The organism is Pseudomonas sp. NMI542_15 (genome assembly GCF_021283425.1).
GTDB lineage: Bacteria > Pseudomonadota > Gammaproteobacteria > Pseudomonadales > Pseudomonadaceae > Aquipseudomonas > Aquipseudomonas fortuita.
The window spans coordinates 34603-47503 of sequence record NZ_JAJSRO010000021.1 but is presented as its reverse complement, the minus strand read 5'-3'; the positions used below and the strand labels follow the sequence as shown (position 1 = coordinate 47503).

The 12901-nt window shown below is 62.8% G+C and carries 11 protein-coding genes; 7 read left to right on the top strand and 4 right to left on the bottom strand.

Annotation, left to right across the window (positions count from 1 at the left end; all coding sequences use genetic code 11):
* From motD to LU684_RS23985, 5 genes are all read left to right on the top strand, one after another.
* Complete coding sequence (motD, locus tag LU684_RS24005) at positions 1-858, top strand: flagellar motor protein MotD (RefSeq protein ID WP_016488408.1); 858 nt, start codon at positions 1-3, stop codon at positions 856-858.
* A gap of 203 nt (positions 859-1061) precedes the next feature.
* Positions 1062-1850, top strand: a complete 789-nt coding sequence (locus tag LU684_RS24000) for a ParA family protein (protein WP_016488407.1) — start codon at positions 1062-1064, stop codon at positions 1848-1850.
* Entirely contained in the window at positions 1850-2743 is an 894-nt protein-coding gene (locus LU684_RS23995; protein WP_232895115.1) for a CheW domain-containing protein, read from the top strand. The genes LU684_RS24000 and LU684_RS23995 overlap by 1 nt, the downstream gene beginning before the upstream one ends.
* 43 nt (positions 2744-2786) lie before the next feature.
* Positions 2787-3266 carry a chemotaxis protein CheW gene (locus tag LU684_RS23990; protein WP_003254393.1) on the top strand — a complete coding sequence of 160 codons (480 nt, stop codon included), beginning with the start codon at positions 2787-2789 and terminating at the stop codon, positions 3264-3266.
* A 1-nt stretch (position 3267) separates the two neighbouring features.
* The gene (locus LU684_RS23985; RefSeq protein WP_016488405.1) at positions 3268-3663 is read left to right on the top strand and encodes a DUF2802 domain-containing protein; all 396 of its coding nucleotides are present in this window, start codon (positions 3268-3270) and stop codon (positions 3661-3663) included.
* 83 nt (positions 3664-3746) lie between these two features.
* Here LU684_RS23985 and LU684_RS23980 read toward each other — a convergent pair whose 3' ends face one another.
* The 4 genes from LU684_RS23980 to fliK all read right to left on the bottom strand — a co-directional run bounded on the left by LU684_RS23980 (position 3747) and on the right by fliK (position 11398).
* Positions 3747-6542 carry a dermonecrotic toxin domain-containing protein gene (locus tag LU684_RS23980; protein ID WP_232895114.1) on the bottom strand — a complete coding sequence of 932 codons (2796 nt, stop codon included), beginning with the start codon at positions 6540-6542 and terminating at the stop codon, positions 3747-3749.
* A gap of 175 nt (positions 6543-6717) precedes the next feature.
* Positions 6718-9441: a dermonecrotic toxin domain-containing protein gene (locus LU684_RS23975; RefSeq protein WP_232895112.1), complete on the bottom strand. Its 2724-nt coding sequence runs from the start codon at positions 9439-9441 to the stop codon at positions 6718-6720.
* Between the two features lie 59 nt (positions 9442-9500).
* Complete coding sequence (locus LU684_RS23970) at positions 9501-9845, bottom strand: EscU/YscU/HrcU family type III secretion system export apparatus switch protein (RefSeq protein ID WP_060519428.1); 345 nt, start codon at positions 9843-9845, stop codon at positions 9501-9503.
* A complete protein-coding gene (gene fliK, locus LU684_RS23965) occupies positions 9842-11398 on the bottom strand; it encodes a flagellar hook-length control protein FliK (RefSeq protein ID WP_232895110.1) in 1557 nt (518 codons plus the stop codon). Before fliK ends, LU684_RS23970 begins: the two co-directional genes overlap by 4 nt.
* Before the next feature lie 203 nt (positions 11399-11601).
* On the opposite strand from fliK, the gene ccmA reads away from it, so the two are divergent.
* Positions 11602-12234, top strand: a complete 633-nt coding sequence (ccmA, locus tag LU684_RS23960) for a cytochrome c biogenesis heme-transporting ATPase CcmA (protein ID WP_016488400.1) — start codon at positions 11602-11604, stop codon at positions 12232-12234.
* A complete protein-coding gene (ccmB, locus tag LU684_RS23955; RefSeq protein ID WP_013973563.1) occupies positions 12222-12899 on the top strand; it encodes a heme exporter protein CcmB in 678 nt (225 codons plus the stop codon). The genes ccmA and ccmB overlap by 13 nt, the downstream gene beginning before the upstream one ends.
* The last annotated feature ends 2 nt before the right edge of the window (positions 12900-12901 follow it).

The window sequence follows — 12901 nt, the reverse complement described above, 5'->3', positions numbered from 1 at the left end:
ATGCGTCGCCGTCGTCATACCGAGGAACACGAAAACCACGAACGCTGGCTGGTGTCGTACGCTGACTTCATCACCTTGCTGTTCGCCTTTTTCGTGGTGATGTACTCGATTTCCTCGATCAACGAGGGCAAGTACAAGGTCATTTCCCAGGCCTTGCTCGGGGTGTTCAACGACCCTGAGCGCAGCATGAAACCGATCCCTATTGGCGATGAGCAGCCGTTGAGCGTGCGCCCGGCAGAGCCGCTGGTCAAAGACAGCGAGCAGACCGAAGCGGGCTTGGCGGCGACCCAGGTCGACCCGTTGAAAACCATCAGCGATGACGTGCGCGATGCCTTTGGCGACCTGATCAACAGCAACCAGATGACCGTGCGCGGCAACGAGCTGTGGATCGAGATCGAGCTGAATTCATCGCTGTTGTTCGGCAGTGGCGATGCCATGCCCAGCGACAAGGCGTTTGCCATCATCGAGAAGGTGGCAAACATCCTCAAGCCATTCGCCAACCCGGTGCATGTCGAAGGCTTCACCGACAACCTGCCGATCCGCACGGCACAGTACCCGACCAACTGGGAGCTGTCGTCGGCACGGGCGGCGAGCATCGTGCGCTTGCTGGCCATGGAAGGGGTCAACCCGGCACGCATGGCATCGGTGGGTTATGGCGAGTACCAGCCGGTGGCCGGCAATGACACCGCCGACGGTCGCGCGCGTAATCGCCGGGTGGTGCTGGTGATTTCCCGTAACCTCGAAGTGCGCCGCAGCCTGACGGGCTCGGGCAGTGCCAATGCAACGCCGGATGCCGCATTGCGCCGGGCTGGCACACAAAGTGCACCGGCAACGTCAGCAACGGTGGCGGGGCAGTGATCCGTCAATTCCCCGTCGCGCCATTGTATTGAAAGTGACTCCGTCCCCTGTGGGAGCGGGCATGCCCGCGAAGCAGGCGACGCGGTGAGTGGCACCGGCTGCGCCGGTGTTCGCGGGCTCGCCCGCTCCCACAGGGGTCGTGCCGGCTCTTGGATAGTTGTTTCTACAGTGTCCCTGCCAAATCAATAGATAGAGTTTGCTTGATGAGAGTCTGGGCAGTAGCCAATCAAAAAGGTGGCGTCGGCAAGACCACCACAACCATCGCCCTGGCTGGCCTGCTGGCTGAGGCTGGCAAGCGCGTGGTCGTCGTCGACCTCGATCCGCACGGGTCGATGACCAGCTATTTCGGGCACAACCCCGATGCGCTGGAGCACAGCTGCTACGACCTGTTCCTGCACAAGGGCGCAGTACCAGACGGCCTGCCCGGGCAGTTGTTGCTGCCTACCAGCGACGAGCGCATTTCGCTGTTGCCGTCGAGCACCGCTTTGGCAGTGCTGGAGCGCCAGTCACCCGGGCAAAATGGCCTGGGCCTGGTGATCGCCAAGAGTCTGGCGCAGCTGTGGCAGGATTTCGACTATGCCGTGATCGACAGCCCCCCCTTGCTGGGTGTGCTGATGGTCAATGCCCTGGCCGCCAGCCAGCAGTTGGTGATACCGGTGCAGACCGAATTTCTGGCAGTGAAGGGCCTGGAACGCATGGTTGGCACCTTGGCCATGATCAACCGTTCGCGCAAGCAGGCGCTGCCGTACCAGATCGTACCCACCCTGTTCGACCGCCGTACCCAGGCCTCCCTGGGCACACTCAAGCTGCTGCGTGATACCTACGGCCAACAGGTGTGGCAGGGCTACATCCCAGTCGATACGCGCCTGCGCGATGCCAGCCGCAAGGGCGTCACGCCCTCGCAGTTCGACAGCAAGAGCCGCGGTCTGATTGCCTATCGGGCGCTGCTCAAGCACCTGCTGACTTACAAGACCGCAGTGCAGGTGGCCTGATGACCCAGACCCGACACACCAGCACCCGGCCGCAGATGGCCCTGCAGTCGTACCTCGACGGCCTGCTGCAGGAGGCCACCGAAGCCCAAGAGCTGTTTGAGCCGCCAGCGGCGCCAGACGAGTTCGCCGAGGCGGTGCGCGAGGAGCAGGCACGTGATGCGCGTCAGCCCGCCGGGCCGATGCCAGCCCAATCCCCTGTCAGCCTTGCCCAACGGCCGTTTGCCGAACCCAAGGTGGCGGTGTTGCCCAGCGTCATGCCGATAGAAGCGCCGGTGGTCACGGTGGTCGAGCAGCAGGTGATCGCCGAGGCCGCCATCCCGGTGCTGGTCGAAGAACAAACCGTGGAACCCGCAGTGCCGCTGGTCGACGTGCACCTCCCGGCGCCGAACCTGCCGGTGCCGCCGGCCACCGTGGACGGCCGCCCGGTGTGGGCGGCCGAACCATTCGAATGCCTGTTGTTCGATGTCGCCGGCCTGACCCTGGCGGTGCCGCTGGTGTGCCTGGGCTCGATCTACAACCTGGCCGGCCAGGAGCTGACCCCGCTGTTCGGCCAGCCGGACTGGTTCCTCGGCATCCTGACCTGCCAGGCCGGCAACCTGAAGGTGCTGGACACGGCGCGTTGGGTAATGCCCGACCGCTACCGCGACGATTTTCGCCAAGGCCTGAATTATGTGATTTCCGTGCAGGGCTACGAATGGGGGCTGGCCGTACACCAGGTCAGCCGTTCGCTGCGCCTGGACCCGTCCGAAATCAAGTGGCGCAGCCAGCGGGGCCAGCGCCCTTGGCTGGCTGGCACGGTGATTGAACACATGTGTGCATTGCTCGACGTCGCCGCACTGGCCGAGCTGATCGCCAGCGGCGCGGTCAAGCAGATGCACGCCAAACAGAAATGACACAGAACACAACCGCCAAACAGCGGATTTTGAGGGTAGGGGAATGAAAAAGTCGTCTGCACAAGGTTCCGAAGATCCGATCCTGCAGTGGGTTACCTTCCGTCTGGACAACGAGTCCTACGGCATCAACGTGATGCAGGTGCAGGAAGTGCTGCGCTACACCGAGATTGCCCCGGTGCCGGGTGCGCCAAGCTACGTGCTGGGTATCATCAACCTGCGCGGCAACGTGGTGACAGTGATCGACACCCGTCAGCGTTTTGGCCTGATGCCGACCGAGGTCACCGACAACACCCGTATCGTCATCATCGAAGCCGATAAGCAAGTGGTCGGCATTCTGGTCGACAGCGTGGCCGAGGTAGTTTACCTGCGCCAGTCCGAAATCGAGACCGCGCCGAATGTGGGTAACGAAGAGTCGGCCAAATTCATTCAGGGCGTGTGCAACAAGAACGGTGAACTGCTGATCCTCGTCGAACTGGACAAGATGATGACCGAGGAAGAGTGGTCCGAGCTGGAGAACATCTGAGTTGATCCTAGAGGTTGCTGTCATCTTCCTGGCGCTGGTCTGGGCGCTGAGCCTGTGGTTCTTCCTCAACTACAGCAAGCGCCAGCGCGAGCTGGCTGCGCAGCAGGCCGAGGGCGATGCCCTGCGTGACCAGCGCATCAAGGACTTGGCCAAGCGCCTGGACGACTACCAGAACGGTACCGTGCGCATGGGCGAGGCCCTTCACGAGCTGCGTGTGTCGGTGGCCAGTGTGCCTGACCGGCTGGAGCGGCTGGAGCAACGCGACCCCAGTAGTGTCACGTTCAGCCAGGCGGCCAAGTTGGTGGGGATGGGCGCGAGCGTGTCGGAGTTGACCGAAACCTGCGGGCTGACGCGGGCCGAGGCAGAGTTGATGAGCAAGTTGCATCGCAGCGAATAACGTGAAAAGGCGACCTGAGGTCGCCTTTTTCTATTGCCGCGGTTGCTTGCTCAAGCCTGTCGGGCCCTAGCTGGACGTGCCGCTCAGGGCCTGGCCCAGGAGTTGTATCCCCCTATCCTGGCAATGCGGTTGAGTGGCAGCAGTTGCCGTTGCACCGCCTGAAACTCAGGAAGGCTGACGAACTGCCAGGAGTTAGTGCGGGGGAACGCATACAGGTTGATGATCTGACGCATCATGCCGAGCTCAGGCAACAGACGGTCGACCACGTCGGTGAGCAACTTCGGCCCGGTGAGGTGGCTAAGGGCCTGGGCATAACCATAGAACGCTTGCGGGTCGGTTTGTAGGGATGGCTTGCTTTGATAGAAGTTTGGCGCTTGTTCGTAGCGCGCCTGCATTTCTTCCAGGATTGCCTTGAGCGTCGGATTATTCGCGTGGCTGCCTACCAGGCTGCCATTGTACAGGCAGTTCATGCCCAATTTTTCGTTGGACACCGCCGAGTGCAGCAGCAGGCCGTTTTCAGAGGTGGCAAGTGCTACGTCATCAAGGCGCTCTCCCCGCGTGCCTCTGGGGGCGCCATCGATGAACACAGGGTACTCACCAGGCGCCAGCAGCGTGTCGTCGACATCCATGTACAGGCCACCTTCCTGTTCAAGCAGGGCATAGCGCAAAACGTCCGACGCCGACGAAAAGTTGCTGGCCACCCCACCGTTACCGTGGATCGCTGCCTGGTATTGGGGGAAGTTGGCACTCTCCTTGAAACGCGCATAGAACGGCTGGTCCTCAAGTGGCAATACTTCTACCCCGGGCGCATGCTCCGCCAAAAGCTGCAGGTTGGCCTGGAACGCAGCCGGCTCGGCCCTGGAGAGATACAGGCGATGAACATACTGAGTCTCCTGCAGCGTGCGGGCGTTGCGGGCGATATTGTCGATCAGGGTTTGCTCAATGACCTTGTCGCCTACCCAGATATTCAGGACGTGTTTAGGGATTGGTCGCAGTCCCTCGGTAGGTACGACCGGTAGCGCAATGGGCAGGTTCAGATCAACGCCCAATGCACGCAAGGTCGCCATGCGCATGTCATCGGTCACCTGACGCGCTCGGGCATCCACCTCGACCAGATTGAGCGAGCCGGGCGTTGCGATGTAGCAGCTTGGCTCAACCTCATTGAGGTCGCTTTCCAGGCGAAAGGCATCGAGTTCCATGTCGTAGAGCACATGCTCTTGATAACCGCCGATCATCGTCGTGAGCAGGTCGGGCGAACCGTCGTAGCGAGGCGTCCTGACAACGGCACCGGCCACACCGTCGTCGGCACCTGGCAGAGGCGCGATGGGGTCTGGAGTATGGAAATAATCTGCCACGTCGGCCAGCGGCAGCTCAGGGGGGGTGATGGGGCTCAAGGGGTAGCCGATTTGTTCGTTGACCCGGCTGGGGATCACAAAACCTTCATGCTTGAAGCGCAGCAGCACAGGTGCCTTGGACACCCCGGCAGCCACCAGCGGTAGTGCATTGAGCACCCCAAACACCGACGTGCCGATGCCTTCGGCGCTTTGCCGGGCGTTTTTGGCGTGGATGGCCTGGTCCAGGCCCAGGCCGAACTGGGCGATGCCGCCCAGGGCGAACAGCGGGGCCAGCTCGGGCACTACCAGGGCCAAAGGGCCCAGCACGTTGATTGCCGAGTTCAAGTAGCCGCGCCATTTGGCCTTGGTCACTTCGCTGTCGCTGGTGATGATGAAATGAGCGTCCTGGTAACTGCGCTGTTTCTGGCGGCGGGCCAGGGAAAGGAACAGGTCGCCTTCTATCAGGGGGCTGTAGTCCTTGACCTTGTAGTTGATGTAGTCCTGTGGGGGCCAGATGCCCTGCGCCGTGAAGCCGGGGCGGTTGCTGTCGAGGTGGTAGGGAGCTGGGTAGCTGCCCAGGCCGCACAGGGCAGTGTGAAGGCCGCTGTAGCTCAAACCGTCTTCGCGATCGGTCAGGGCGAAGTGGCCCTGCAGGGCGTCGCGCGTGCGCGGGGTACGGCACTGGTTGGCGAACCAGTCCAGCATGGCCTTTTTGTCGCTGAACTCGTGCAGGGGCGAGGCATTACCCGGAATGTAGAGTAAAACCAGGCCGCTGACGCCGTCGTGCAGGCACAGCAGGTCAGTGGCGGTGTAGCCGTACACATTTAGCCACCTGGCGCGCAGCCTCGGTTTGCTGCCCGGCTTTTCGTCACCGGGCGTTACCGACGTTGAGGCTTGCAGGCCGCATGCCTGCCAGGCCAGCTTTCTGCCGGCATCACTGAGGCTGCCCTCGGTGACTTGCTTGTTGCAGGCGGCGATGAAGTTGATCTTTGCGCTGATACGGTAGCGTTCCAGGTTGGCATCCCAGTAGCTGTCGAGCATCGACTTGTACTGCACCTGCAAGTCCAGGCCCCAGATAAACGACTGGAACTCCTCAGCTGCCAGCGGGACGTGCGTGTCTGCGTTGTATAGCGGGTGGTCGCTGTGCCTGAACAACCCGTTGTAGACGCTATAGGGTGCGTGATGGTCAAACAGGTTTTGCTCGCGCAGTGTCTGGACAATGGTCAGTGGCCCTTCGGGTAACTCGCCGGCCCAAGGAGCATCGATCGCCGCGCCTAACCAGTTGTTGGCCGACTCACCCTGCCAGTTCGAGAGCACGGCCTGGGTCAGTGTCATCTTCTGCGCGACGAGCGCAATCCAGCCGAGCTTGGGGCTGAACTGGTAATGCAGGGTGACCGCGTCGACGCGGTCTGGGTCCAGGTCGATGGAGCGTTCCTGGGCCCACTGATGGATGGCACTGGCTGCCGCACGGTCCGGGCGCGGAAAACCGGCGAGGCTGTCACGCACAAATTGCACGCCCTTGGCATTGACGTATTGGGTTGTCATGGCGGTCACCTTTGAGTCTGTATGGGCTGGCAAAGGTGACCTGCATACGGGGGGCGGTGGCACTACATATGTAGGTGGGTGTCGCAGGCGTTGCGCATCCTTGGTAAACCAAGCCGTGCGCGACGACGAAACCCGTCGATTGCCCCCGGCTTGTACCTGGCCCGCCGCGACCGTTTCAGGTATAGGCCCAGCTGTGCTCGTGGCCCATGCGGGCCACCCTGTCGAGCGGTACGTGTTGTTGCAGCACGGCATGGAACATATCGAAGTTCAGCGTTGCATGGATGTCGTAAACCGGTGACACCAGCAAATGACAGATTTCACGCAGTTGTTTGAGGAGCGGCAGTCGTTGGTCTACTACGGCATTGAGCACACCTGGGCCGGTCAACAGGCTCAGACGCCGGGCGTACGCCTGGAACGGCAACGGCGCCAGGCGAGGGTCCGGGCGGCTGTTGTAGAACTCGGGTTCCATGCCGTAGCGTCGCAGGATCTCATCGGACACCGCGTCCAGCGTCGGGTTACCGGGGAGGCTGCCGATCATGCTGTTGTTGAACTTGACGTACATGCCCAACTGGTCGTTAGACACCGGCGGCGAGAACAGCAGGCCATCATCCGTGGCCTGGAGCATCACGGTGGCCAAGGGTGGGTTGAGCTCACCTCTGGTGGTGTCCAGCAGCCGATCGTCGGCATCCAGATAAAGCCCGCCATAGTGCTTGAGCAAGCGGTAGCGCAAGATGTCGCACGCAGAGGCAAGGTTGCGGCCGAGCCCGCCGTTGCCTGCGATGGCGGCCTGGTACTGCGGGTAATAAGCTGATTGGGTGAACGCCTGAAAGAAACCTTGAGTCTCCAGAGGGAGCAGCTGCGCGCCTTCAGCCCTGGTGCGGAGCAGGCGCATATTGCGTTCAAAAACCAGTGGGTCTTGCTGCGATAGCAGAATCTGGTAGCGATACCCGCTGAGGCGGGCGATGCGGGTGTTGTGGGCCAGTGCTTCGAGGAATTCACCTTGCAGCACGCTCTCACCCACCCAGACGCTGCTGATCAGTCTGGGAATCGGTGTGCGCACCAATTGCCCGTAAAGGGCGTAGTCGATGGGCATCTCCACGTCGATCCCCAATGCCCGAAGCGTCGTGTTGCGCTGCTCATCGGTGGCGTTGAATCGCCTTCTGGACAGCGTCAGCGAGGTGTCGCTGGTATTGGCGAGCCGCCAGCGCGGTGGCACGATCATGTGTGTGTCACGGGAGCGGACGAAGCTGTCGCTGGCAAACTCGTACTCGACCCATTCGCTGACCACGCCCTCGGGTGTTTGCAGCCATGCCATGAAGCGGTGCTCGAGGTTTTCGTCGACACGCGTCACCACAGCCGCGAGGCTGTCGGAGGACAGGGTCGCTTGCTCACGGAATGCCAACTCTACCGAGTCGCTCGCCTGGGCGATGGGGGCGGCGCCAACCGGCATACCCAGCACATTGGAGAGGCGTGACGGGGTGAAGAACCCGGGGCGGCTGCAACGAAACACCGACGCCTCCCTGGCAAAGCCCTGGCCGGCCAGGGGGAGCGCGTTGAACAAGCCGAATGTCTGGTCGGCGACGCCTGCGCTTCGGCTCTCCAGGCTCTTGCCATTGATGGCCTGATCAAGGCCAAGGGTGAATTGGCTCAGGCCACCGATCACCAGCAACGGAGCCAGTTCGGGCAAAAGGAGGGCAAACGGGGCAAGCAGCGCAGTGGCCACAGAGAGGTAGTTGCCCCAGCGGGACTTGTCGATGTCATGATTGCTGGTGATCAGGCTGTCGGTATCGGCATAGGTGCGGCGCTTGCGCTGCAAGCTCAGGTGCTCGAACAGGTCGCCGATGATCGGGGGGGAGTAGGTGTCGGGGCGATAGTCGATGATCGCTTGCGGGTCCCAATGCCCGCTGGTCGCAAAACCCGGGTGCTGGGGGTTGAAATGATGCGCAGCAGGGTACAAGCCCAAGCCGATCAAGGCCGTACGCAAGCCGCTGAAGTCCAGGCCGTCGGGCCAGTCGGCACGGGCGAAGTGGACCAGCATTGCATTGCGCTTGTCGGGGACCTTGCATTGTTCTGCGAACCAATCCTTCATGGCGGACGCATCGGTGAACGCATGAAGCGGCGAAGCATTGCCTGGAATGTACAGGACAACCCCTGGGTCGCTGGTTTGTTTGATGTACAGAATATCGGTCGCGGTATAACCGTAGACGTTCAGCATCGAAATACTGAGGTCGCCCTGAGGTAACAACCCGCAAACTCGCCAGACCAGCTGGCGCTGAGGCTCGGACAGGCTGCCCTCTATTACCTGACGGTTGCAGGCGGCAATCAAGGCAAGGTGAATGGCCTGCCGATAATCGTCATTGTGTTGAGCCCAGTAGTTGTCGAGTTGTTGTTTGAACAGGGTGTGAAAATTCAGCCTCCAGTTAGCGGCCTGAAAGTCTTCTGCGCGTATCGGCAGGCGCGTATCCGGGGCGTAGCGGGGAGGCTCTGTGCGTTTGTACAGGCCGTTGAACACCTGATAGGGCGAAGCATTGGATAACGGGCTCAGTGGCGCAAGCCGTTCAACGATGGTCAATGGGTCCTGTGGCGGCAGGCCTGCCCAGTCGCCATAGTGGAAACCGTCATAGCCTGCGGCCGGTTCGCCCTGCCAGTTGGCAAGCAATGCTTCGACCAGGTTCATCTTCTGGGTGATGACGGCCTTCGTACTGCCCTGTGAACGCCCTTCTCCCGCCGGTTCTATCCGGTAGTGGAAGGTGACCACGTCGGTCAGCAAAGGCGACTGCGCCACCCCCTTCGAGGTAAGCCATTCGGAAAGTGTCTGTTGTGCCAGCAGGTCGGGGCGGGGAAAGTCCTGCAGTGCCTGGCGGATACGGGCCAGGCTGTGGTGCGGAATGGGGCGCATTGAGTAACCCTTCTATCGATGAAGGGCATCAGGGTAGTGTGAGGGTGCAACTCACGGCGTCAGGTAACGCTGCCGGGAGGGGGCAGCCCCAGCAGCGCTGGCGTGATGTCACGGGTCGTGGCGGTGTCGTCGGCGAAGCCCGCCGGGACGCGGCCGCGCAGTTGCCAGGCGAAAGCAATGATCTCGGCGATGGTCAGGTACAGTGCTTCGGGAATCTGTTCGCCCAGCTCCAGGCGCGCCAGCAGGCGCACCAGCTCGGCATTTTCGTAGATCGGCACCTCGTGCTCGCGGGCCAGGGCCAGGATGGCCTCGGCCAGCGCATCGTCACCCTTGGCGCTGAGGGTAGGGGCCTGCTGGCCGTCGTAGGTCAGGGCAATGGCCTGGCGTGTTGGTTGCTGTGTCATGCGTTTTCGTCTACCCAGCGTTGCTCCACCCGTGTGCGCGGGCCTTGAGGGGGGATGCCCGGGTGGCATTCCAGGTCGCCAACGTCCAGGCCGCGGTCCAGCAGGCGCTGGCGCAAGGCACCGAGCTGGCTGTCGATCAGCCTTGCGGTGGGTTCACGTTCTGCCCACAGATGCCCGCTCAGGCGGCCTTGGCTCAACTGCGCCTGGACTTGCAGCGGGCCAAGGGGTGACAGGTCGAAGGCCAGCTCGATGCGCCACAGGGCTTGCAGCGGGTCTTGCGCTTCATGTTGGCGGTCGGCCTGCTGTTGCGGTGTTTCCTCGCGCTGGATTTTGACTTGCAGCGGGATGAACTCCTGACCGTGGCGGATCGGCACTTCGGTTTGCCAGGTGGTCTGCAGGTTGCCGTTTTCCAGTGTGCCGGTTTGTTGCAGGCTGCTCATGGCATGGTTTTGCAAGCGTGAAACGGCAGCTGCGGCCAGGCGCAGCAGCTGTTGCAGGTCGCCTTCGTCTTCCAGGGCCTTGAGCAGGCGCGACGGCAGGGGGAACGCCCCTGGCTGCGGCTTGGGGCTGACCCGTTCGAGCATGCCCAGTGCGCTGCGGGCCAGCGCCGGCATGGTCACGGCCAGGCTGGCGGGCGCCAGGTTGGGCATGCCTGGTGTGCTGGCCGGGGCCTGGGTGATCAGGCGCAGCAGGTGTGCCTTAAGATCAGTGGCCACGCTGGCAGGAAAACCGCCCAGCAGTTTCGCTTCAAGGAAGGCGCCGCTGTTGTTCAGCGCCTGGGCCACGCCTTTGGCGTCGCCCAGTTGCCGCGCGTCCGGCAGGCCGGCCAACAGGCGTTCGGCACTGGCGCGCAGGTCGCCATCGGCGCTCGGGTCGCGGGCGAGCTGTTGCAGCGCGTTGAGCACACCGGGCAGGGAGGCTTGGCGGTTTTGCTGGGTCAGCAGTTGCTGGGCAATGCTCAGTTGGTCCTGTCTGCCACTAAGCGGCACGAAACGCAGCGACTGGTCGCCTTGCACCAACGCGCTGAGCAGGCTGCCAATGGCCAGGGGGCGTGGGCTGTCGACGCTCAAGGTGGCGCCGGCCTGTGCACTGTTGAGCAGGCTGACCAGCGCCCGGTAGATCGGCGGTTGGCCGGGCGCCTGGGCCAATGCCTGGTTGGTCAGGACCTTGCCTTGCAGCAGGGTGCCGACGGGCACTTTGCTGGTGTCCAGGCGGGTGAGGGTGGCGATCTGGCTGGTATTGGCCTGCTGCAGCATGATTGCCAGTCGGTTGCTTTCGGTTTGGCTGACGGTGACCTGGCTGCCTTGGGGCAGTGGCTGGCTGGCGCTGGCTTGCAGCTGGGTCTGCACGCCGTTGGCCTGTATCAGGCGCAGTACCAACTGGAACTCCTGGCCCGTCTGGCGCAACGACACGACTTCGGCCTGCGCGGTCTCGCCGGGGGCCAGCAGACCCGGCTGCGCCTGGATCAGGCGCAGCAGTTCACCGGTCATGCCTGCCTTCATGGCTTGGCTGTTGATCGCGGTTTGTGCGCCGAGACTATTGATTTCAGTCATGATTGTATACAACCTGTCGAGCCCGGCCTCTTGGCAGCGCGGCGGCGCGTGTAATAATGCCGGGCGCCCGTGGTTGCCAGTATAACGGCAGCGCGCGGGGCGACTTGAGACACAAGGGTTCTGGAGCGGCGTCGCCTGCTTCGCGGGCAAGCCCGCGAAGCAGGCGACGCCGAACCGAAGCCCTACAAAGATAAGGCGAAACCGTGACCCTTCACCTCCAAGCCGCAGGCCTGGCCTGCGAGCGCGACTGGCGCTTGCTGTTCGAGCAGCTCGATTTCGAGCTGGGCGCCGGCGACATGCTGCAAATCAGCGGCCCTAATGGCAGCGGCAAGACCAGCTTGCTGCGCCTGCTGGCCGGCTTGATGCAGCCGACCGCCGGGCAGATTCTGCTGGGCGGCAAGCCACTGGCCGAGCAGCGCCATGCGCTGGAAAGCATCCTGCTGTGGATTGGCCACGCCGCAGGTATCAAGGACCTGCTCACCGCCGAGGAAAATCTCACCTGGCTGTGCGCCTTGCACCAGCCGGCCAGCCGCGAGGCGATCTGGGCGGCGCTGGAGGCGGTCGGCCTGCGCGGTTTCGAAGACGTACCCTGCCATACCCTGTCAGCTGGCCAACAGCGCCGCGTGGCCCTGGCCCGGCTGCACCTGGCTTGCCCGCCGTTATGGATTCTCGACGAACCGTTCACCGCGCTCGACAAGCAAGGCGTGGCCCAGCTGGAAGCGCACCTGGCGGCACACTGCGAGCAGGGCGGCACGGTGGTGCTGACCACCCACCACACGCTGGAACGCAAGCCCTCCGGTTACCGTGAACTGAACCTGGGGCAATGGGCGGCATGAGCGTATTCATTTTGTTGTTGCGTCGCGAAGCACGGCTGCTGTTCCGTCGCCCTGCCGAGCTGGCCAACCCGCTGGTGTTCTTTGCCATCGTCGTGGCGCTGTTCCCTTTGGCGGTCGGCCCAGAAAGCCAATTGTTGCAAACCTTGTCGCCGGGCCTGGTCTGGGTGGCGGCACTGCTGGCAGTGCTGCTGTCGCTGGACGGCTTGTTCCGCAGCGATTTCGAGGACGGCTCGCTGGAGCAGTGGGTGCTGTCACCGCACCCACTGGCGTTGCTGGTGCTGGCCAAGGTGCTGGCGCACTGGATCTTTTCCGGGCTGGCACTGGTATTGTTGGCGCCGCTGCTGGCGCTGATGCTGGGGCTGCCGAGCCATTGCCTGCCGGTGCTGCTTGGCTCCTTGCTGCTGGGCACGCCGGTATTGAGCCTGCTGGGTGCGGTGGGCGCCGCCCTGACGGTCGGTCTGAAGCGCGGTGGTTTGTTACTGGCGTTGCTGATTCTGCCGTTGTATATCCCTGTATTGATCCTGGGCAGTGGTGCGTTGCAAGCGGCATTGCAAAATATGCCCGCAACCGGCCACCTGCTCTGGCTCGCCAGCCTGACGGCCCTGGCCGTGACCCTGGCACCCTTTGCGATAGCGGCCGGCCTGAAGATCAGCGTCGGCGAATAACG